The sequence below is a fragment of the Noviherbaspirillum malthae genome (assembly GCF_015352985.1).
Taxonomy (GTDB): domain Bacteria; phylum Pseudomonadota; class Gammaproteobacteria; order Burkholderiales; family Burkholderiaceae_D; genus Noviherbaspirillum; species Noviherbaspirillum malthae.
Genome location: NZ_JACYXF010000052.1, coordinates 26,317 through 47,126, shown reverse-complemented (window position 1 = coordinate 47,126; position 20,810 = coordinate 26,317). Strand labels below are relative to the sequence as shown.

Here is a 20,810-nt window from a genome sequence, read left to right as displayed (position 1 = left end):
ATGCCCATGAGCATGAGCTTGGCAGCCGACAGGACGATGAAGGTGATGACGAACAGGATCAGGCCGAGCGCAAACAGCGACGACACGTGCAGCGTTGATTCGGCTTCGGCGAACTCGTTGGCCAGCGTGGAAGCGATGCTGTTGCCGGCGGCAAACAGCGACCAGGACAGCTTGTGGGCATTGCCGATGACAAACGTCACCGCCATGGTTTCGCCGAGCGCGCGGCCCAGGCCGAGCATGACACCGCCGACGACGCCAGTCTTGGTATAGGGCAGCACGATCTTGCGCACCACTTCCCAGCGGGTGCAGCCCAGGCCGTAGGCCGATTCCTTGAGGACGGCGGGGACGATCTCGAAGACGTCGCGCATGACCGAGGCGATGAAGGGGATGATCATGACGGCCAGAATCAGCCCGGCGGTGAGGATGCCGATGCCCATCATGGGGCCCTGGAACAGGTGGCCGATAAGGGGCAGCTGGCCGAGGGTGCTCTTCAAGAAGGGCTGGACGTGGTCGCCGAAGAGGGGTGCGAAGACGAACAGGCCCCACATGCCGTAGATGATGCTGGGCACGCCGGCGAGCAGTTCGACGGCGGTGCCGAGCGGCCGGCGCAGCGAGGCGGGGCAGATCTCGGTGAGGAAGAGCGCGATGCCGAAGCTGATGGGGAAGGCGATGAGCAGCGCGATGAGCGACGTGGCCAGGGTGCCGACGATGGCGATGAGGGCGCCGTACTGGTCGTTGACCGGGTCCCATTCGACGGTGGTGACGAAGGCCGGGCCGAACTCCTTGAGCGCCGGCCAGGCGCCGATGATCAGGGAGACGATGATGCCGACCAGGACGATCAGCACGCTCAGCGCGAAGGCCAGCGTCACCTTGTGGAAAAGGAAATCCTGGATCCGCTGCCTGCGCATGGTCGATACCATGGCTCTGGAAGCCGCTTCCTGCTCTTTCGTCATCTGCAGCTGACCGGTGCCGGACGAGGTCATCGTAGAAATGTGTGCATTCATAATGCGGTGTGCCCTCAGGGCAGATGAGGCTGCGGCCGGAATGCCCATGCAAACAGGCATGGCCGCAGCGGTTCAGTGCCAGGACTCAGCCTGGCCCGGGGTCTTACCAGAGCGCCTTGCCGGCGGCATCCTTGACCTGGTTCTTCCAGGCGTCCTGCACCAGCTTCACCACTGGTGCGGGCATCGCCACATAGTCCAGGTCCGCAGCCATCGCGCCGCCGTTCTTGTAAGCCCAGTCGAAGAACTTCAGCACTTCCTTGCCCTTGGCGGAATCCGCCTGGCTCTTGTGCATCAAGATGAAGGAGGCGCCGGTGATCGGCCAGCTGTTCTTGCCAGCCTGGTCGGTCAGCACCACGGCGAAGCCGGGCGTCTTCGTCCAGTCGGCGCCGGCGGCGGCTGCCTTGAAGGTTTCATCGTCGGGCTGCACGAACTGGCCATCTTTGTTTTTCAGCTGGGTATGCGACATCTTGTTCTTCTTGGCATACGCATACTCGACGTAACCGATGGAGTTCTTGATCCGCTGTACGTTGGCGGCAACGCCCTCATTGCCCTTGCCGCCCACGCCGGTCGGCCATTTGACCGCCGTGCCTGCACCCACCTTGGCCTTGAAGTCGGGGCTGGTCTTGGACAGGTAGTCGGTGAACAGGAAGGACGTACCCGAGCCGTCGGCGCGGTGCACCACGGTGATGTCGTCCGCCGGCAGCTTCACGCCCGGGTTGAGCGCGGCGATTTCAGGCGCATTCCACTTGGTGATCTTGCCGAGATAGATGTCGGCAACAACCTGGCCGGTCAGCTTCAGCTGGCCCGGGGTGACGCCTTCGACGTTAATGACCGGCACCACGCCGCCCATGATGGCCGGGAACTGCATCAGGCCGCCCGCATCCAGGTCTTCCGCCTTGAGCGGCATGTCGGAGGCGCCGAAATCCACGGTCTTGGCCTTGATCTGCTTGATGCCGCCGCCGGAGCCGATGGACTGGTAATTCAGGCCGTTGCCGGTGGCCTTCTTGTACTCCTGCGCCCAGGCGGCATAGATCGGATAGGGGAACGTCGCGCCGGCGCCAGTGATGTCAGCTGCCTTGGCGCTGGAAAACAGGGTGGCGCTGCCCGCCGCAATCATCATCGCCGTGATGAATTTATTCAGTCGCATATCTGCTCCATGAGTTTCGTCAAAATCAGACACGGCGAACTGTAGCCAACAATTGTGACATCTTTATGACAGTACTAGAAAGCTATGTCATAAATGGCGGAAGGGGCTGTAATTCTGTCATTAACTTGTCATATTGCACGACTACACTGCCGCAAAACTGACTTATGAAACGGTTTACCGCTAATGAATAAGAAGACGAACCGTGAGATGCCAAAAGCGAAAGAGACCGCAGCAGAGATTCCCGAAAGCATTTACCTGAACCGCGAGCTGTCCCAGCTCGCCTTCAATCGCCGCGTACTTGCCCAGGCGGAAGACAAGAGCATTCCTCTGCTCGAACGTCTCCGGTACCTGTGTATCGTCAGCAGTAACCTGGATGAATTCTTTGAAGTGCGGATCGCAAGCCTGCTCGCCCACAACCGGATGCAGGGCGCCCAGACCGAGCCTCCGTCACTGGCGGCGGCGCTGGAACGCACCGGCGATGAATGCCATGCCATCATCGAGCGGCAATACAATCTGCTGAACAATGAGATTCTTCCCCGGCTGGCCGAAGCAGGCATCGAGCTGCTGCGGCACACCGACCGCAATGAGGAACAGCGCGCCTGGGTCAAGGATTATTTCGACCGCGAGGTGCGCCCGCTGCTGACACCCATCGGACTGGACCCGGCACATCCCTTCCCGCAGGTCGTCAACAAGAGCCTGAACTTCATTGTCGAGCTCTCCGGCAAGGATGCTTTCGGACGCGGCGCCGGCATCGCCATTCTGAAAGCCCCGCGCGTTCTGCCGCGTGTCATCCGCCTGCCCGATCGCCTGTCGAAAAAAGGCGTCGCGTCGTTCTGCCTGCTGTCTTCAGTCATTCATGCGCATATCGCCGATCTGTTCACCGGCCGCGAAGTCATTGCCTATTCCCAATTCCGGGTGACCCGCAACAGCGACCTCTGGGTGGATGAGGAGGAAGTGAAAAACCTGCGCCAGGCATTGCAAAGCGAATTGCACAGCCGGCAGTTCGGCTTTGCGGTACGCCTCGAAGTCTCCCGCAACTGCCCTCGCCACCTTGCCGATTTCCTGCTCGGCCAGTTCTCGATTCCGCGCAGCAGGCTCTATGCCGTGGACGGTCCGGTCAACATGGTCAGGCTGCTGGAGCTGATCAACGGCGTGAAGCAGCCGGATCTGCATTTTCCGCCCTTTCATCCCGGCATCCTGCCGCGGCTGGCGGACGGCGACATGTTCACCGCGCTCAAGCAGCAGGACGTGCTGCTGCACCATCCCTTCCAGTCCTTCCAGCCGGTGGTGGAATTCATCCGCACCGCGGCCTTCGATCCCAATGTGGTGGCGATCAAGCAGACCATTTACCGCACCGGCATGAATTCCGACCTGATGGAAGCGCTGATCGCGGCTGCGCACCGGGGCAAGGAAGTCACCGTCATCGTGGAATTGATGGCCCGCTTCGACGAGGAAGCCAATATCAACTGGGCGGAGAAACTCGAGCGTGCCGGCGCCCAGGTCGTCTACGGCGTGGTCGGCCTGAAGACGCATGCCAAGCTGGCGCTGGTGCTGCGGCGGGAAGACAATGAACTGCAGCGCTTCGCCCATCTGGGCACCGGCAATTACCACCCGACCACGACCAAGCACTATACCGACTTCGGCCTGCTGACCGCCCATCCGGGGCTGACGGCGGAAGTCAATGAAGTCTTCATCCACCTGACCAGCCTGACCAAGCCGAAGAAGCTGCAATACCTGTGGCTGGCGCCGTTCGACCTGCAGAAGGAAATCATCCGCGCCATCAAGAACGAAGCGGACATCGCCAAGCAGGGCAAGCCGGCGCGCATCATCGCCAAGATGAATGCGCTGCTCGACGAATCCGTGATCCGGGCGCTCTATGCGGCCTCCTCCGACGGCGTGAAGATAGACCTCATTGTCAGGGGCGCCTGCGCACTGCGTCCGGGCGTACCCGGCCTGTCGGAAAACATTCGGGTCCGCTCCATCGTCGGACGTTTCCTCGAACACAGCCGCATCTATTATTTCCGCAACAATCTCGCGCACGACGTGTATCTCGCCAGCGCGGACTGGATGAACCGCAATCTGTTCCGGCGGGTGGAAGTGGCCTTTCCCGTGCTGGACAAGACATTGAAGAAACAGGTGATTGCGCATGGGCTCAATCCCTACCTGAAGGACAATATGAATGCCTGGGAACTGGCCGCCGACGGCAAGTATCACAGGCGCAAGCCGCGCGGAAAGCAGCATGCTTTCTGTGCCCAGCAATACCTGGCGCAATTGCTCGGCGGTCCGGAGCTTCGCCACTGATTTTCGCCACTCACCAAGGAGCGAACATGGAACTCATATTGTGGCGGCACGCCGAAGCCGAACCGCATGAAGCGCCCAAGCCCGATGCCGAGCGCGCCCTGACGCCAAAGGGCAAGAAGCAGGCCGCGAGAATGGGCGAATGGCTGGACCGCCATCTGCCCGACAACTGCCGGATTCTGTCCAGCCCGGCGGTGCGCACGGTGCAGACGGCCGAGGCGCTGCGCCGCAAATTCAAGACCCATGTCTCGCTCTCGACCGACACGACTGCCGAAGCCATCCTGGAAGCCGCAAACTGGCCGAACAGCAAGGAACCGGTGCTCGTGGTCGGCCACCAGCCTACGCTCGGGCATGTGATCACCCTTCTATTGAACGGCACCGCCCAAGACTGGACGATGCGCAAGGGCAGCATCTGCTGGATCGCCCGGAAAGCGGATGATGAAGTCGAGGCACCCTATATCAAGGCCATACTCGGAGCGGACCTGGCAGGAAAGTAAACCGGCGAAAGATCAGGTGTGCAGGCGACTGCAGGCGACACGAGTTGAAGATAAGACTGCGGCAGTCGTTCAGGCGCCGCTCTGCCACAGAAGCAGCGTGATCGCATGCAGCACCAGCCCGACCAGACCGCCGACGAGGGTGCCGTTGATGCGGATGTACTGCAGGTCTCGGCCGACATGCAGTTCCAGCTTGCGCGACATGGTTTCCGCATCCCATTTCCGGATGACGCGCGCCACGAGATCGGCGATGTCCTGCCGCCGGCCGACGATCGTCTCGGTGGCGAAGATGCGGATCCACTGGTTGAGCTTCTTCTGCACTTTTTCATCGCCCAGCAGTTCGGTGCCGAATGCGCCGACCGCCTGCTCCAGCTTGGCGGCCAGCGCCGAGTCGGGCGACGCCGCATCGGCCACCAGCCGCGCCTTGATGTCGTGCCAGACCTGCACCGCGTAGTCGCGCACCATCGGATGTCCGAGGATATCCCCAAGCACCGCATCGATTCTCTTCTCGTAGTCCGGCGACGTGCGCAGCTTTCCAACGAAGTCGTCGGCAACGCGCTGGAAGCGGGTCTGCCATTCACTGTCTTCATCGCGCATTTCATCCAGCGTGCTCTGGATGGCTTCGAGCAGCCGCTCGTAGACTTTTTCATCGACGGCCTTGGGCATCCAGCGCGGACTGCTCTCGTGAATCTTCCAACGGATGTAGGGCTTGTTGTGTTCTATGGCCGAACTGGCCATACCGATCAGATGATGGAACAGCGCACGGTGATGCCCGCTCGCAATGAGCGATGACAGCAGCTCCGCAAACAGCGGCGCAATCTCGGTCCGCTCCAGTGCGGAAACCAGCCGGTTGTGCATGAAGTGCCGCACGTCATCGTCTTCAATGACCTTCAGCAAGGTAGGCACGCTGCGCACGATCTGCCGCGATACTGCCTGGCTGTTCTCCGGCGTGGAGAGCCAGCCGGCGGCCGCGCCTGCAAAATCCATGGGGCGCAACTCCTCGCGGATGATCTCTTGCGTAATGAAATTGTGCTCGAGGAAGTTGGACAGGCTGTCGCCTATCCTGTCCTTATTGCGCGGAATGATGGCGGTATGGGGAATCGGCAGGTTCAGCGGCGAGCGGAACAAGGCCGTGACGGCGAACCAGTCGGCCAGGGCGCCGACCATCGCGGCTTCGGCGAAGGCGGAAACGAAGGAAAGAAAGGGGTATCTCGGCTGAAACAGCCTCGACAGGACGAACAGCGCAGCCATCGCAAGAAGCAAGCCGGTCGCCAGCCGTCGTGTTCTGGATAACTGTTGTGCCTGTTCTGATTCTGTCATCGATGCAATGCCTATACCCATGTCGAACTTTGGAGTTCGAGCATCGCCGGCACGGTTTGGTTCATCTTTGACAACAGCCGGAGGAACGTTGAATGCGGCGGTTTCATCCAACCCCGATTCAGATTTCCCCCCGGCGCGGCGTGCTGCCGGAATCGGCGGCACGGCAAACTGCGGTGTTTCCGTTTATTTCGCTTTCTTCGGACGCCCGGTCTTCAGCGCGGGAAGCGTTTCCAGGACTTCCTTCAGCCTGGTTGTGTCGAGCTGGCGGATCAGTGCGACCCCGACGCGCAGCAATTCGCTTTTCTTGACCTCGAAGCCCGCTTTCAGGCAGTCCTTCTTGACCTGTCCCAGCACCGCATACTCGGCTTCGGGCATGGTGAAGCTGTCCCTGACCAGCTTGGGCTTTTTCGCCTTTTCCTTCTCTTCGGGCTTGGCGGCCGGCTCCTTGGAGGTCGGCTTTGCGGCAGGTTTTGCAGCCTTGTCGGTCTTGGCTGTCTTGGCAGTCTTTACCGGCTTGGATGCGGGAGCAGTTCCAGCGGCTGGCGGCACGGCCAGCAGCGCGCCGGCAGGCTTCTTCAACAATTCGGTCTTGCCTTTGCTGGCGCCGCTTGCCAGCGGCTTGACGGTCGGCGCGGAGGGTGAGGCTGCTTTTTTTGTCATTGTCGTCCCTTGGAAATTTTAACGGTGTAAATAATTTATACCGTTTATACCTTTTGCGCAACATCCACTGCCCGCAGGCCAGCTCAGCGCAGCATCCCTCAACCGCTGACCTTGACGTTAAACTCCACACCGACCTCATTCCAGGCGCCGCGCTCCTTGTCGAGCCAGTAGGAAAGCGTCCTGTGTTCGGAAAGCCATGCGTTGTCCATCTCGAGTTCGATCCGGTTTTTCATCTTCACGCGCAAGTGGCTGACATCGGCATCGATGCGGGAATGCATCAGCATCGCGGCCAGCCTGAGCGCCAGTACGGCCTTTGCAAAATCGGGATCATGCAGCGCTTCGCCGACTTTTCTCAGATTGCCCTTCTGGGCGACGATGAGCATGCTCATGAAATGCTGTTCGCGCGTCGTGAAACCCGGAAGATCGGCGTTTTCCACCATGTAGGCGGAGTGCTTGTGAAAGCCGGTATGCGATACCGTCAGTCCTATTTCATGCAGCAGCGAGCTCCAGTAGAGATAGCGCGCATAGACATCGGATTCCGGCTTGAGCTGCTGGAACAAGGTGGCGGCAGTGTTGGCGACCCGGACGGCGCGCCCTTCATCGGCCTGGAAACGCCGCATGAATTCATGCGCGGACTGGTCGCGCCGGTCGCGCCGCGTGGCACGCAGCTGCAGATCCCACAGCACGCCCATGCGCAATCCGGCATCCACCGCGGTCATGGACGGCACTCCGATTTCCTGCATGACACCGATTAGCACCGACAGGCCGCCGATCATGACGATGACGCGCTCCGGCTTGATGCCGAGCAGATTGATCTTGCCGACATGGCCGAAGCCGATCAGCATGTTCTTGAGCATTTCCAGATTGTGCAGCGACATGCTGCCGTCGCCGATGGCGTTCTTCGCAACCACGTCCGAAATGGCGCGCATGGTGCCGGAAGAGCCATAGGCCGCATTCCAGTGCCTGGGATGATACGGCGTGACGGCATCTTCGAAGTAGGTGCGCGCCGCCAGAATCGCGGCATCGTAGGACGCGGCATCGATGCGGCCGCCGGGAAAGAAGGTTTCGCTCTGCCGTACGGTGCCCACGCCGTAGGAATCGACATGCAGTATCTCGGCGCCGTGGCCGAGAATCAGTTCGGTCGAGCCGCCCCCGATGTCGATGACAAGCCGTTTTTCCTTGCTTGCGAGGGTACTGGCCACGCCCATGTAGATCAGCCTCCCCTCCTCCTCCCCGGAAATGATTTCGATCGGATAGCCGATTGCTTCTTCGGCGCGCGGCAGAAACTCCGCTGCGTTTTTGGCGATGCGCAGGGTATTGGTCGCGACGACACGCACCGCATCGAGAGAAAATTCCGAGAGAATGACCCGAAAATTGCGCAGGCAGGAGAGCGCCGTCTGCATCGCTTGCGGCGTGAGATTGCCGTCCTTGTCCAGACCGGCACCCAGGCGTATCGGGTCGCGCGCGGTCTTCAGGATGCGTATCGATTCCCCGTCATGCGTGCCGATGTGCAGCCGGAAGCTGTTGGAGCCGAGATCTACCGCAGCAAACATTTCTTGTTCCTTTTCTGAACTGCGTTCTGGAGTTTCCGAGTTGCGTGGCATGCAATGCATGAACACCGAAAACGGTATAAACGATATTCATGGAATGTGACGCTGACATGACATTGACGCCCCGCCGCTGGTGTGCCGGGTAACCGGTCCGACAATGAAATTGCATCATCCGTTCCGGAACCAGGCATCATGACAGAATTTTAACGAACTTCCCTGCCTGTTCCGCTTCGGAATCAGAATTCCGCCGGTTCGGGATTCCGTCAGGCCTCTTCCCGGAATAGATAATTGCATGCCTGTATGCCGAGTGCACTACACCCGCTTCCCAACCCCTTGTTGTCTGATTTCAGGTGGCCCTGGAGACCAGCGGGATGCTCCTTGCCTCGACGCAGATCATCGGCATAGAAATGGATGGTTGTCATGGTGAGCGCAATGCCCAATGCGCGAGACTGCAAGGAACTCAGTTTTAGTGCAGGAAGAACTGGAGGCTGCTGGGGAAGTCGGATTGACGCGAGACTCACTGGCCCCGGTCCTGTACCGGGATAGATCCCGGAATCGGCCTTGGAAAAAATAAAGCCGCTTCAAGCGGCTTCATGACTTTCTTGCTTTTATTCTTGTAGATTTGGCGGAAAGGGAGGGATTCGAACCCTCGGTACGGGGATACCGTACGCCTGATTTCGAGTCAGGTACATTCGACCACTCTGCCACCTTTCCGTTTTGGGTCGTTCTGCGGCGGGCAAGAGCCGCAGAGCACAAAATTATAGCAGACACTTCTTGCGAACGGTATAGATTTTATGTGTGCCTGGGAAATTTCCCAACGCGACCGGTTCCGCGTCCATTGCGCCTCGTCCTTTCTCTTAATCATCGTGTTGTCATAAATGGTCTCTACTATTCTTCCGGCAAGAGAAAAAGAGGAAAAGACAACCTCTTCACGATCAAAGAAAAAGAAAGACTGTTTTGAGCATGCTTTCAAACTCCATCGCGCCAAGTAAGGCAATGGGACAGGGATATTCGACCATGACAGTTCTCGCATCCGGAATTGCCGGCACCGCGACGCTCATCGACGATGGGCTGTCGCGCGTGCAGCGCCAAGCCGCCAAAGAGCGAGGCAACGAAGCAGGCAAACAGTCGGAAAACAGGGATGCCATGCTGTTATCACGCTTGAATGAGATCCTCACCCAGCGCCAGCTCACCGCACTGTTCCAGCCCATCATCGACATGCGGCGCGGTGCGATCGTCGGTTACGAAGGCCTGATCCGCGGCCCCTCCGACAGCCCGCTGCATTCGCCGATGAATCTGTTCAAGGTGGCGCGCGCCAACAACCTGAGCGTCGAGGTCGAGCACATGTGCCGGCGCATCGTACTCGAACGATTCGCCGAGCTTGGCCTGCCGGGCAAGCTGTTCCTCAACGTCAGCCCGGAAATGCTGCTGCTGCCGCATGCGCGCCACGGCGAGACGCTGAGCTATATCGATGAACTCGGCATCAACCCGGACAAGGTCATTATCGAGCTGACCGAGAACCAGCCCACCTATGACTACGACCTCCTGCGCGAAGCGGTCATGCACTACCGCGGCATGGGCTTCGAGATCGCCATCGACGATCTGGGAGAAGGCTTTTCCAGCCTGCGGCTGTGGTCGGAACTGCGCCCCGAGTACGTCAAGATCGACATGCACTTCGTGCAGGGGATCAACCAGGATCCCGTCAAGCTGCAGTTCGTGCGCTCGATCCAGGAGATTGCGCAGGAGTCGGGCAGCATCACGATCGCCGAAGGCATCGAGACGCAGGCGGAACTGCTCCTGCTGCGCGACCTCGGCATTGCCTACGGCCAGGGCTACCATATCGCCCGGCCCAATCCGCATCCGGGCGCTGAAGTACCGAATGAAGTGGCCTCCGCATTGCACCGCAACGGCGTCGCCGTCTATCCGCACAAGGGTGCGTTCGAATACAACGTCGTCACCGCGGCCAAACTGCTCCGGCCCATTCCCACGGCCAGCCCGGAGATGACCAATACCGAAGTCTACGAGATGTTCAACGCCGCATCGGACCTGCAGACGGTGCCTGTGGTGCAGAACGGCGTACCGGTGGGTCTGATCATGCGCGCCAACCTGATCGACCGGTTCGCACGTCTTTTTTCGCGCGACGTCTACGGCAAGAAGCCCTGCGCCACCTTCATGGACCCGTATCCCCTGATTGTCGACAGGAACACCAGCCTGCAGGAACTGAGCCGGATGATGGTGGAAGCGGATCACCACCATTTGTCCAACGGCTTCATCATTACAGACGAAGGCCGCTATATCGGCATGGGCACCGGGCAGGACCTGATGCGCGAGATCACGCAGATGCAAATCAATGCGGCGCGCTATGCCAATCCCCTGACTCTCCTGCCGGGCAATGTCCCGATCAACGAGCACATCGACAGGCTGCTGCAGAACGGCGTGCGGTTTTACGCATGCTATGCCGATCTCGACCACTTCAAGCCCTTCAACGATGTCTATGGCTATCGGAAGGGCGACGACGTGATCCAGCTTACCGGCAGAATCCTGGCGGATCATTGCGATCCCAACCGGGATTTCATCGGCCACATCGGCGGCGACGATTTCATCATCCTTTTCCAGAGCGAGGATTGGGAGGAGCGCTGCCGGCGCATGCTGGAATCCTTCGGCATCGCAGTCGGGGACCACTACAGCCCAACGGACAGAGACCGTGGCGGCTATGTCGGCGAAGACCGGCGCGGGCACAAGGTCTTTCATCCGCTGATCAGCCTCTCGCTCGGCGTGGTCAGGGTCGAGCCGGGCAATTTCCTCTCGCATCACCGGATTGCGGCAGCGGCGGCTGATGCAAAGAAGCAGGCGAAAAAAATCCCCGGCAACGCCTTGTTCATCGAACGTCGCCAGGGATTGGGATTGGAAGCCTGATTCCTGTCCATGCTCCTTCCCCCGATATGCAGCGGGAGGAGCATGACCGAAACGAAATCGAAACGAAATCGAGACTGAGGCCTTGCTTATGCCGCGCGGCTCAGGCGCTTGAGACCGCCCATGTAGGGCTGCAGCGCTTCAGGAATATCGACGCTGCCGTCGGCCTGCTGGTAGTTTTCGAGAATGGCTACCAGAGTACGGCCGACCGCGAGGCCGGAACCGTTGAGGGTATGCACCAGTTCCGGCTTGCCTTGGGCGTTGCGAAAACGCGCCTGCATGCGGCGCGCCTGGAAGGATTCGCAGTTGGATACCGAGGAAATCTCGCGGTAGGTGTTCTGAGCCGGCAGCCAGACTTCGAGGTCATAGGTCTTGGCGGCGCCGAAGCCCATGTCGCCGGTGCAGAGCGTGATCAGGCGGTACGGCAGGCCGAGCTTCTTCAGGATGTTCTCGGCATGTCCGACCATCTCTTCCAGCGCGTCATAGGACTTCTCGGGGTGCACCACCTGCACCATTTCCACCTTGTCGAACTGGTGCTGGCGGATCATGCCGCGCGTGTCGCGGCCGTAGCTCCCTGCTTCGGAACGGAAGCAGGGCGTATGTGCGGTCATTTTGATGGGCAGCGCATCGGCGGCAACGATTTCATCTCGGACCATGTTCGTCAGCGGCACTTCAGAGGTGGGAATCAGGTAGAGCGATTCGCCCTCTCCCTCCTGTCCGCCCTTTTTCACGGCGAACAGGTCGGCTTCGAATTTCGGCAGCTGGCCGGTGCCGCGCAGCGAATCCGCATTGACGATATACGGTGTGTAGCACTCGGTATAGCCGTGTTCGCCGGTATGGGTGTCGAGCATGAACTGGGCAAGCGCGCGGTGCAGACGGGCGATGCCGCCCTTCATGACCGCGAAGCGCGAGCCGGTCAGCTTGGCGGCGACATCGAAATCCAGCCCCAGGCCGGCGCCGACGTCGACATGATCCTTGACTTCGAAATCGAAACTGCGCGGCGTGCCGACCTTGCGCACCTCCACGTTGCCGCTCTCGTCCTGGCCGACCGGAACCGACTCGTGCGGCAGGTTGGGAACGGCAAGAATGAACTCGCCCATTTTTGCCTGGATGACATCGAGGCGTTCGGCGGATGTCTTCAGTTCATCACCGATGCCGGCAACTTCCGCCATTACCGCTGACGCATCCTCGCCCTTGCCTTTGAGCATGCCGATCTGCTTGGACAGGGTGTTGCGCTTGCCCTGCAGTTCTTCTGTTCGGGTCTGGATCTGCTTGCGCTCGGCTTCCAGCGCGTTGAAGGCTGCCGTATCGAGCTGGAATTTTCGGGCGGCAAGCCGGGCGGCGACATTGTCGATGTCTTTGCGGAGAAGTTGGATGTCGATCATGGGAAGTGCGGGAATCTGGATGCGAAAACCGCCATTGTACCAAGCGGGCAAGGTTTTCCCGCCAGGTCGGCGGGTATTTGGCGCCATTGGCATTGAGCCCCGCCAAGCAAGGCTCACTCTCCACTCTCCTGCCCTGCGCCGGCATGAGGGACGGTGCGGCGCGTTCCGAGGAGCAGGCCGCTTATTTCTTTTCGTTCTTCCTGGCTTCGCGGTCCAGCGTGCGCAGGAAGTTCAGCTTTTCCCCGATTTTTCCTTCCAGGCCGCGCGGCGTCGGCTGATACCAGTTGGGCTCGCGCATGCCGTCGGGCAGATAGGTCTCGCCCGCCGCATAGGCATCCGGCTCGTCATGCGCATAGCGGTAGAGCTTGCCGTAGCCGAGTTCCTTCATCAGCTTGGTCGGCGCATTGCGCAGATGCTCGGGCACAGGCCGCGACTTGTCCTTGGCGACAAAGGCTCGGGCTGCGTTGTAGGCGTTGTAGACTGCATTCGACTTGGCGGCGCAGGCCAGATAGACGACGGCTTCGGCCAGCGCCAGTTCGCCCTCGGGCGAGCCGAGGCGCTCATAGGTTTCGGCGGCATCGAGCGACAGGCGCAGGGCGCGCGGGTCGGCCAGGCCGATGTCTTCCGCCGCCATGCGGATGATGCGCCGCGCGAGATAGCGCGGGTCAGCGCCGCCGTCGAGCATGCGCACGAACCAGTACAGCGATGCGTCCGGATTGGAGCCGCGCACCGATTTATGCAATGCCGATATCTGGTCGTAGAATGCGTCGCCGCCCTTGTCGAAGCGGCGCAGGTTCTCCGCCAGCGCGGTCGCCAGCAGCGCTTCATCGACCTCCGGCTGGCCGTTGGCAGCGGCGGCGCGAGCGACGATCTCAAGGTTGTTCAGCAGCTTGCGTCCGTCGCCGTCGGCGCTGGCGATCAGCGTCGATTTGGCCTCGGGCGTGAAGTCGAGTCCATCCAATTCCTGGATGCAGGCGCGGTCTACCAGCGCGTCGAGGTCCTCGTCGCTCAGCGACTTCAGCACGTAAACCGCTGCGCGCGACAGCAGCGCGCCGTTGACCTCGAAGGAAGGGTTTTCGGTCGTCGCCCCGATGAAGGTGAACAGACCGCTTTCCACATGGGGCAGGAAGGCATCCTGCTGGCTTTTGTTGAAGCGGTGCACCTCGTCGACGAAGAGTATGGTGCGGCGGCCCGAGTTCGCACGCACGACCTGGGCGCGCTCGACGGCCTCGCGGATATCCTTCACGCCGGACAGCACAGCGGACAAGGCGATGAATTCCGCCTGGAAGCTGTCGGCCATCAGGCGGGCGAGCGTGGTCTTGCCCACGCCCGGCGGACCCCACAGGATCATGGAGTGCGGCTCGCCCGATTCGAAGGCGACGCGCAGGGGCTTGCCCGGGCCGAGCAGGTGCTGCTGGCCTATTACATCGTCCAGGGTCTGGGGCCGGAGCCTTTCGGCGAGAGGAGTGGTGTTCATGGGTCGGGACGGGTCGGGCCCGCCTTTCTTCTTGTCAAAGGCGGCTTCTGGTCATTCAGGTCTGGTTATCAATGCCATCGGCCGCCGGGATCAGGTGATCTACTGCTGGAAGACGTCGACTCCCTTGGGCACCGTGAAGCGGAACTGGTCGGCAGCCATCGGCGGATTCTTTTCGAACTTCTTGAACGACAGCAGCGAAACCTGGCCGAAGCTGTCGCGCAGCTCCATCGCCACCGGCACGCCATCCTTCAGGCCGATGCCGATGCGTTCGAAGGTGGTGTCCTTGGACTTCGGCGTGGCTTCCAGCCACTCCAGGCCATCCTTGGTGCCGGCTTCCTTCAGGTTGAAATTCTTTTCCAGATCATTGCTGCCGAACAGGATGGCGGCCGGCGAGGAACCGAGCGCATTGCCGAGCGCCCTGACCGTCACCTGGTTCAGGTCCTTGTCATAGATGTAGAGCTTTTCACCGTCGGCCTGCAGCAGCTGCTCGTACGGTTTCTGGTAGGTCCAGATGAAGCGGCCCGGCCGGGCGAACATGAAAGTGCCAGTGGATTCGTTCGACACCTTCGCGCTGCCGTCGGCCATCTTGACCTGGCGCTGCATGAATTCGCCTTTCGCCGACTTGGTGGTGCCGACGAAGGACTTGAATTGTTCGAGCGCGGCGGCATGGGCGAATGCCGGAAGCGCAAAAGCAAAAGCCGCCAGCAGGCGGGCGGCCTTTTTTACCTGCTGAAATGAGGATGTATCGGATCTGTTCAATGTCTTTCCTATCCCTTTATTCCTGGGTTGCTCCCGCCGGCACGAGGATCTCGCGGTTGCCGTTCGATTGCATCGTGGAAACCAGGCCGCTCTGCTCCATCTGTTCCAGCAGGCGGGCTGCGCGATTGTAGCCGATGCGCAGATGGCGCTGGACCAGGGAGATCGATGCACGCCGGTTCTTCAGTACGACGGCGACGGCCTGGTCATAGAGATTGTCGGACTCACCGCTTGCACCTGCGCCTTCGCCGCCCATGGCAGCATCACCGCCCTCTTCGGCTACGCCTCCCTCTAGGATTCCCTCTATGTAATTCGGTTCCCCCTGCGCCTTGAGGTGTTCGACAACGCGGTGCACTTCATCATCGGAGACGAATGCCCCGTGCACGCGCACCGGCAGGCCGGTACCCGGCGGCATGTAGAGCATGTCGCCCATGCCGAGCAGGGTCTCGGCGCCCATCTGGTCGAGGATGGTGCGGGAGTCGATCTTGCTGCTGACCTGGAATGCGATGCGCGTCGGGATGTTGGCCTTGATCAGGCCGGTGATGACATCGACCGACGGACGCTGGGTCGCGAGAATCAGGTGGATGCCGGCCGCCCGTGCCTTCTGGGCGATGCGGGCGATCAGTTCCTCGACCTTCTTGCCGACCACCATCATGAGGTCGGCAAGTTCGTCGATGATGATGACGATGGTCGGCAGTTTCTCCAGCGGCTCGGGCGCATCCGGCGTCAGGCTGAAGGGATTGGGAATCTTCTGCTCGGCCTTCTCGGCTTCGGCGATCTTGTTGTTGTAGCCGGCGAGATTGCGCACGCCCAGCTTGGACATCAGCTTGTAGCGGCGCTCCATCTCGGCGACCGCCCAGTTCAGCGCATGGCCGGCCTGGCGCATGTCGGTGACCACCGGCGCCAGCAGGTGCGGAATGCCTTCGTAGACCGACATCTCCAGCATCTTCGGATCGATCAGGATCATGCGCACGTTGTTCGGGTCCGACTTGTACAGCAGCGACAGGATGGTGGCGTTGATGCCCACCGACTTGCCGGAGCCGGTGGTGCCGGCCACCAGCAGGTGAGGCATCTTCGCCAGGTCGGCGACGACCGGATGGCCAGCGATATCCTTGCCGAGCGCAACCGTCAGGCTGGATGCGCTGTCGTTGTAGACCTTGGAACCGAGGATTTCCGTCAGGCGCACGATCTGGCGCTTGGGGTTGGGCAGCTCCAGGCCCATGTAATTCTTGCCCGGGATCGTTTCGACCACGCGAATCGACGTCAGCGAGAGGGAGCGCGCAAGGTCGCGCGCAAGGTTCACGATCTGGCTGCCCTTGACGCCGGTGGCCGGCTCGATTTCATAGCGGGTGATCACAGGGCCGGGATAGGCAGCAACCACCTTGGCTTCCACGCCGAAATCGGAAAGCTTTTTCTCGATCAGGCGGCTGGTGAATTCCAGCGTCTCGACGCTGACGGTTTCCTGGGCGGCCGGCGGTTCGTCCAGCAGCGACAGCGGCGGCAGGTTGGTGTCCGGCAGATCGGCGAAGAGCGATACCTGCCTTTCCTTTTCCACCCGCTCCGACTTCGGCACCGCGACCACCTGCGGCTCGATGCGGATCGGCGCCGCTTCCACGATCTTGGCGCGCTCCTGCACCACCACCTCTTCCCGCTTTTCGGCGGCCACCTGGCCGGCCTTGCGGTCTTCCCTTGCGGCATACAGGGTCTGGAAGCGGGTGACGGCAATCTCGATGGCGGCGCCGATGCGCTCTGCGACATTCAGCCAGGACACCTGGAAAAACAGGCTGAATCCGACGCCGAACAGCAGCAGCAGGAACAGCGTCGCGCCGGTGAAACCGAATGCGGCCTGGGACGCGCCGCCGATCAGTTCGCCCAGCACGCCGCCCGGCGCGCGCGGCAGCTGCGCCTTGATCGAATACATGCGCAGATGTTCGATCGCCACGCTGCCGAGCAGCATCAGGACGAAACCGATGGCGCGCACCCAGACTTCGTGATGATGCTCGGGCTCGGGTTCGATCTGCAGGAGAAAGCGCTGCGACAGGCGGCGGTATCCCTTCCATACGGAACGCAACAGGAAGACGCAGCACCACCAGGCCGACATGCCGAAGATGAACAGCATCAGGTCGGCCAGCCAGGCGCCGATACGCCCGCCCCAGTTGTGCAGATGGGGTACGACATTGGCCTGCGACCAGCCCGGGTCGGTCTTGGAATATGTCAGAAAGATAATGATCAGGTAAGCGGTGACGACCGTCAGCAGGAACCAGCGCGCTTCGGACAGCAGCCGTACCAGCCGGTTGGGCATCGGAGGGCTTGCCTGGGGTTTGGTGTTGCGGGTATAGGCTTGGCTTGTTCTGGTCATAACACGGGACAATTCTGGAATGCCGTCTGGGCGGGGAGTCGCGGAATGGGTCGGCGCTCGGACCCGCAAGGCAGGTTCGTCTATAATCTTAACCAGTTTTTCGAGTGCAATACTGATACGCCATTGAAATTTTGCCTTTTGGCGACATATCCGTGCCATGAGCTGCCCGGTGGCGACTCCTGCGCGTCTCCGGCGACTCGAAGCCCGTCCTCAATTCCTTACTCTGCACACTGCTATGGCAACCACCAAACACGCCCATGTACTGATTATCGGCTCCGGCCCCGCCGGCTACAGCGCTGCCGTCTATGCGGCGCGCGCCAACTTGAAACCGGTGCTGATCACCGGCGTCGAGCAAGGCGGCCAGCTGATGACCACCACCGATGTCGAAAACTGGCCGGGCGATCCCATGGGCGTACAGGGTCCGGAACTGATGCAGCGCCTGCTTCAGCATGCGGAACGTTTCAATACTGAAATCATTTTCGACTATATCCATACCGCCAAGCTGAACGAGAAGCCGATGCGGCTGATCGGCGATTCCGGCGAATACACCTGCGACGCGCTGATCATTGCCACCGGCGCTTCGGCACAGTATCTCGGCCTGCCTTCGGAAGAGCTTTTCATGGGCAAGGGCGTATCGGCCTGCGCGACCTGCGACGGCTTTTTCTACAAGGGCCAGGAAGTGGCCGTGGTCGGCGGCGGCAATACCGCGGTCGAGGAAGCGCTCTACCTGTCGAACATCGCGACCAAGGTGACGGTCATTCACCGCCGCAACAAGTTCCGCGCGGAACCGATTCTGGTCGACCGCCTGATGGCCAAGGTTGCGGAAGGCAAGATCGAGGTCAAGTGGGACCACACGCTTGAAGAAGTGCTGGGCGACGACAGCGGCGTAACCGGCATCAGCATCAAGTCCACCAAGGATGGCGAAGTCAGCAAGGTCAATGTGCACGGCCTGTTCATCGCCATCGGCCACAAGCCCAACACCAGCATCTTCGAAGGCCAGCTCGACATGTACAACGGCTACATCAAGACCAAGACCGGTCTGGAGGGCATGGCGACATCGACCAATATTCCCGGCGTGTTTGCGGCGGGCGACGTGCAGGATCACGTCTATCGTCAAGCCATCACCAGCGCCGGCACCGGCTGCATGGCCGCGCTGGATGCCCAGCGCTACCTGGAAAGCCTGGAAGCGTAATCTCCCGCCAAGCCCCCTGCCCGTTCGGGGGGCTTGGCATTGCGGACATTTGCCGCAGGCACCAGAGCCCGTATCCACCCAGTGCCTTGCAACAATTGCAGGCCTGCGCACTCGAATGACTGGACACGGACAAGGAATGACCCATCATGGCTGGACCTATCAAGGATTTCGCGGCGTTGAAAACGCTGCGCACACAAATCAAGGCCCAGGAAGAAGCGCGCAAGGCGGCGGAAGAAGAACGCCTGCGCCGTGAAAAGGAGGGCCGCCGCGACGCCGAACTGTTCCGGCGAGCCATCGGCGACGTCGCCCCGCTTCCCAAACCGAACAAGGCCGAACTCTCTCCGCCTCGCCCCCTGCCGATTGCGAACCAGCATCTTGCCGACGAGCAGGCCGCACTCGAGGAATCGTGGTCGGACGAATTCAATGTCGATACCCTGCTCGATACCGATGAAGCGCTGAGTTATGCGCGCAGCAATATCGGGCAGGATACCTTGCGCAAGCTCAGGCGCGGCCAATGGGTGATCCAGTCGCAGCTGGACCTGCACGGCCTGCGGCGGGAGGAAGCGCGCGAAGCGCTGGCCGAATTCCTGCGCCAGGCCGTCAAGCGCGGCATACGCTGCGTGCGCATCATCCACGGCAAGGGCCTGGGGTCGGTGAACAAGGAGCCGGTGCTGAAGAACAAGGTACGCAACTGGCTGATCCAGAAGGAGGAAGTCATCGCCTTCTGCCAGGCGCGTGCCGCCGACGGCGGCGCCGGGGCGCTGGTCGTGCTGCTCAAGGCCTGATATCGGGGCAAATCAGGATACGCCGCCCGCCCGGCGGTGCAACATGCGCATCATGCCTGCACGCCGGAATTTTTCCTGCTTGCATTCCCCCGCCGCGCCATTATCATGCCGACATCGCCTATTTCGAATGCGCGCATGTCACTCATCAAGGTACTAGAAATCCTCGCCATTCTGGTGGGAGCGTTTTCCGGCTTCATCGAAGCGCGCAGGAAGCGCATGGACGTGGTCGGCATCTTCACCATTGCCTTCATCACGGCATTCGGCGGCGGCACCCTGCGCGATATCCTGCTCGACAAGAGGCCGCTGTTCTGGGTGACTCACCAAGAATACGCGATTCTGATCTTCGTCCTTGCCCTGGTGTCAGCCCCGGCCATACGGACCCTGCGCAGGGTCATTTCCGAGCGACTCATCATCGTTGCCGATGCGCTCGGCCTCGGCCTGTTCTCGATTGTCGGCGTGTCGCAGGCCTTGGCGGCCGGCATGCCGATCTTCATCGCCTCCATGATGGGCGTCATTACAGGCATCTTCGGCGGCATCCTGCGCGATGTCGTCTGCAATGAAATTCCGATGGTGCTCAGGGACGGCAGGCCGTATGCGATCTGCTCGTTCGGAGGATGCTGGATGTATCTGCTGATGCAGAAGGTCGGCATTCCGCCGGACTTCTCGCTATGGGCGAGTGCGATGGCGATTTCGCTTGCGCGCATCCTCACCTGGCATAGAGGGGTGCGGCTGGATTGATCCGCCGCTCGGGGGAGTATCGCACTCCCGCGCCAGAAGAAAACGCCTGCTGCAGTCGTCAGACTTCCAAACTCCAGACAGGCGCTTGCAAATGAGTCCTTTGCAGGACTTATACTGCGTCCGGACCGGTTTCGCCGGTGCGGATGCGGATGACCTGCTCCACTTCCCGCACGAAGATCTTGCCGTCGCCGATCTTGCCGGTGCGCGCGGCCTTGATGATCGCATCCACTGCCTGATCGACCTGCTTGTCGTCGATCACGGCCTCGATCTTCACCTTCGGCAGGAAATCGACCACATACTCGGCGCCGCGATAGAGTTCGGTATGCCCCTTCTGCCGCCCGAAGCCCTTGACTTCGGTAACCGTCAGGCCCGTGACGCCGATCTCGCCCAGTGCCTCGCGCACTTCATCCAGCTTGAAAGGTTTGATGACTGCAGTAACCAGCTTCATAACAGCTCCTTCATGAATAAATCGTTTGAAAACGGCGAATCAGGTCGTCCAGGATATTTTCAGCGACGATACACCAGCAGCGCTCCGGCGTCCTTGATGCCGGCGTACCCGCAAAACCGCGGAATGCTTTTTGCGTACAATGATCCAACGTCAATCGCGTTACTTTCTTGACGGCAAGCTCCCGGCGCATGCCATGCTGCTGGTCGGGTGCCATGCACTTGCCGCCGGCAGCAGGAAAGCCCGGCGGCCAGGCTTCCGACAAGCGAAATATTGAAATTTTCATA

General features: G+C 60.8%; 17 protein-coding genes and 1 tRNA gene. 6 read left to right on the top strand and 12 right to left on the bottom strand.

All coding sequences use genetic code 11. The features are described 5' to 3' along the window. Positions 1-953, bottom strand: a 953-nt coding sequence (gene pstC / locus IGW03_RS29130; RefSeq protein ID WP_438943683.1) for a phosphate ABC transporter permease subunit PstC, incomplete at its 3' end; no start/stop codon positions are given. Between the two features lie 154 nt (positions 954-1,107). Next, positions 1,108-2,151: a phosphate ABC transporter substrate-binding protein PstS gene (gene pstS, locus IGW03_RS29125; protein WP_194726000.1), complete on the bottom strand. Its 1,044-nt coding sequence runs from the start codon at positions 2,149-2,151 to the stop codon at positions 1,108-1,110. Between the two features lie 207 nt (positions 2,152-2,358). Between pstS and ppk1 the strand changes: the two genes are divergently transcribed. Further along, complete coding sequence (gene ppk1, locus IGW03_RS29120) at positions 2,359-4,452, top strand: polyphosphate kinase 1 (protein WP_194725999.1); 2,094 nt, start codon at positions 2,359-2,361, stop codon at positions 4,450-4,452. 26 nt (positions 4,453-4,478) lie between these two features. Then, positions 4,479-4,946: a SixA phosphatase family protein gene (locus IGW03_RS29115; RefSeq protein WP_194725998.1), complete on the top strand. Its 468-nt coding sequence runs from the start codon at positions 4,479-4,481 to the stop codon at positions 4,944-4,946. Between the two features lie 69 nt (positions 4,947-5,015). Here IGW03_RS29115 and IGW03_RS29110 read toward each other — a convergent pair whose 3' ends face one another. The 4 genes from IGW03_RS29110 to IGW03_RS29095 form a co-directional block, all read right to left on the bottom strand. Further along, positions 5,016-6,263: a DUF445 domain-containing protein gene (locus IGW03_RS29110; RefSeq protein WP_194725997.1), complete on the bottom strand. Its 1,248-nt coding sequence runs from the start codon at positions 6,261-6,263 to the stop codon at positions 5,016-5,018. A 183-nt stretch (positions 6,264-6,446) separates the two neighbouring features. Next, positions 6,447-6,923 (bottom strand): hypothetical protein, encoded by a 477-nt coding sequence (locus tag IGW03_RS29105; protein WP_194725996.1) that lies wholly within the window; start codon positions 6,921-6,923, stop codon positions 6,447-6,449. 98 nt (positions 6,924-7,021) lie between these two features. Beyond that, positions 7,022-8,476, bottom strand: coding sequence for a Ppx/GppA phosphatase family protein (locus IGW03_RS29100; RefSeq protein ID WP_194725995.1), 1,455 nt, complete (start codon positions 8,474-8,476; stop codon positions 7,022-7,024). 620 nt (positions 8,477-9,096) lie between these two features. Further along, positions 9,097-9,187 (bottom strand) — tRNA-Ser (locus IGW03_RS29095). 432 nt (positions 9,188-9,619) lie between these two features. Here IGW03_RS29095 and IGW03_RS29090 point away from each other — a divergent pair. Next, entirely contained in the window at positions 9,620-11,389 is a 1,770-nt protein-coding gene (locus tag IGW03_RS29090; protein WP_228536171.1) for a GGDEF domain-containing protein, read from the top strand. A gap of 86 nt (positions 11,390-11,475) precedes the next feature. Here the strand turns inward: IGW03_RS29090 and serS are convergent, their stop codons facing one another. From serS to IGW03_RS29070, 4 genes are all read right to left on the bottom strand, one after another. After that, positions 11,476-12,771 (bottom strand): serine--tRNA ligase, encoded by a 1,296-nt coding sequence (serS, locus tag IGW03_RS29085; protein WP_194725993.1) that lies wholly within the window; start codon positions 12,769-12,771, stop codon positions 11,476-11,478. A 181-nt stretch (positions 12,772-12,952) separates the two neighbouring features. Then, positions 12,953-14,248 (bottom strand): replication-associated recombination protein A, encoded by a 1,296-nt coding sequence (locus tag IGW03_RS29080; protein ID WP_194725992.1) that lies wholly within the window; start codon positions 14,246-14,248, stop codon positions 12,953-12,955. A gap of 99 nt (positions 14,249-14,347) precedes the next feature. Then, positions 14,348-15,007, bottom strand: a complete 660-nt coding sequence (gene lolA / locus IGW03_RS29075; RefSeq protein WP_228536168.1) for an outer membrane lipoprotein chaperone LolA — start codon at positions 15,005-15,007, stop codon at positions 14,348-14,350. A gap of 16 nt (positions 15,008-15,023) precedes the next feature. Further along, positions 15,024-17,363, bottom strand: a complete 2,340-nt coding sequence (locus IGW03_RS29070) for a DNA translocase FtsK (RefSeq protein ID WP_194725991.1) — start codon at positions 17,361-17,363, stop codon at positions 15,024-15,026. 235 nt (positions 17,364-17,598) lie between these two features. On the opposite strand from IGW03_RS29070, the gene trxB reads away from it, so the two are divergent. The 3 genes from trxB (at position 17,599) to IGW03_RS29055 (ending at position 20,078) form a co-directional block, all read left to right on the top strand. Beyond that, complete coding sequence (trxB, locus tag IGW03_RS29065) at positions 17,599-18,555, top strand: thioredoxin-disulfide reductase (RefSeq protein ID WP_194725990.1); 957 nt, start codon at positions 17,599-17,601, stop codon at positions 18,553-18,555. Between the two features lie 146 nt (positions 18,556-18,701). Continuing rightward, entirely contained in the window at positions 18,702-19,340 is a 639-nt protein-coding gene (locus IGW03_RS29060; protein ID WP_194725989.1) for a Smr/MutS family protein, read from the top strand. 135 nt (positions 19,341-19,475) lie between these two features. Further along, positions 19,476-20,078: a trimeric intracellular cation channel family protein gene (locus IGW03_RS29055; RefSeq protein ID WP_194725988.1), complete on the top strand. Its 603-nt coding sequence runs from the start codon at positions 19,476-19,478 to the stop codon at positions 20,076-20,078. 109 nt (positions 20,079-20,187) lie between these two features. Here IGW03_RS29055 and IGW03_RS29050 read toward each other — a convergent pair whose 3' ends face one another. Both IGW03_RS29050 and IGW03_RS29045 read right to left on the bottom strand, forming a co-directional pair. Then, positions 20,188-20,526 (bottom strand): P-II family nitrogen regulator, encoded by a 339-nt coding sequence (locus tag IGW03_RS29050; protein WP_194725987.1) that lies wholly within the window; start codon positions 20,524-20,526, stop codon positions 20,188-20,190. Positions 20,527-20,536: 10 nt separating this feature from the next. Next, positions 20,537-20,740 (bottom strand): hypothetical protein, encoded by a 204-nt coding sequence (locus IGW03_RS29045; protein ID WP_194725986.1) that lies wholly within the window; start codon positions 20,738-20,740, stop codon positions 20,537-20,539. Positions 20,741-20,810 lie beyond the last annotated feature (70 nt).

What these genes read in the sequence shown, in the direction of transcription:
- IGW03_RS29115 (WP_194725998.1), top strand. Translation starts at nt 4,479, where the DNA reads ATGGAACTCATATTGTGGCGGCACGCCGAAGCCGAACCGCATGAAGCG.
- IGW03_RS29055 (WP_194725988.1), top strand. Translation starts at nt 19,476, where the DNA reads ATGTCACTCATCAAGGTACTAGAAATCCTCGCCATTCTGGTGGGAGCG.
- serS (WP_194725993.1), bottom strand. Translation starts at nt 12,771, where the DNA reads ATGATCGACATCCAACTTCTCCGCAAAGACATCGACAATGTCGCCGCC.
- IGW03_RS29070 (WP_194725991.1), bottom strand. Translation starts at nt 17,363, where the DNA reads ATGACCAGAACAAGCCAAGCCTATACCCGCAACACCAAACCCCAGGCA.
- pstS (WP_194726000.1), bottom strand. Translation starts at nt 2,151, where the DNA reads ATGCGACTGAATAAATTCATCACGGCGATGATGATTGCGGCGGGCAGC.
- IGW03_RS29100 (WP_194725995.1), bottom strand. Translation starts at nt 8,476, where the DNA reads ATGTTTGCTGCGGTAGATCTCGGCTCCAACAGCTTCCGGCTGCACATC.
- IGW03_RS29080 (WP_194725992.1), bottom strand. Translation starts at nt 14,248, where the DNA reads ATGAACACCACTCCTCTCGCCGAAAGGCTCCGGCCCCAGACCCTGGAC.
- IGW03_RS29105 (WP_194725996.1), bottom strand. Translation starts at nt 6,923, where the DNA reads ATGACAAAAAAAGCAGCCTCACCCTCCGCGCCGACCGTCAAGCCGCTG.
- IGW03_RS29090 (WP_228536171.1), top strand. Translation starts at nt 9,620, where the DNA reads ATGCTGTTATCACGCTTGAATGAGATCCTCACCCAGCGCCAGCTCACC.
- IGW03_RS29060 (WP_194725989.1), top strand. Translation starts at nt 18,702, where the DNA reads ATGGCTGGACCTATCAAGGATTTCGCGGCGTTGAAAACGCTGCGCACA.
- trxB (WP_194725990.1), top strand. Translation starts at nt 17,599, where the DNA reads ATGGCAACCACCAAACACGCCCATGTACTGATTATCGGCTCCGGCCCC.
- IGW03_RS29045 (WP_194725986.1), bottom strand. Translation starts at nt 20,740, where the DNA reads ATGGCACCCGACCAGCAGCATGGCATGCGCCGGGAGCTTGCCGTCAAG.
- ppk1 (WP_194725999.1), top strand. Translation starts at nt 2,359, where the DNA reads ATGCCAAAAGCGAAAGAGACCGCAGCAGAGATTCCCGAAAGCATTTAC.
- IGW03_RS29050 (WP_194725987.1), bottom strand. Translation starts at nt 20,526, where the DNA reads ATGAAGCTGGTTACTGCAGTCATCAAACCTTTCAAGCTGGATGAAGTG.
- IGW03_RS29110 (WP_194725997.1), bottom strand. Translation starts at nt 6,263, where the DNA reads ATGACAGAATCAGAACAGGCACAACAGTTATCCAGAACACGACGGCTG.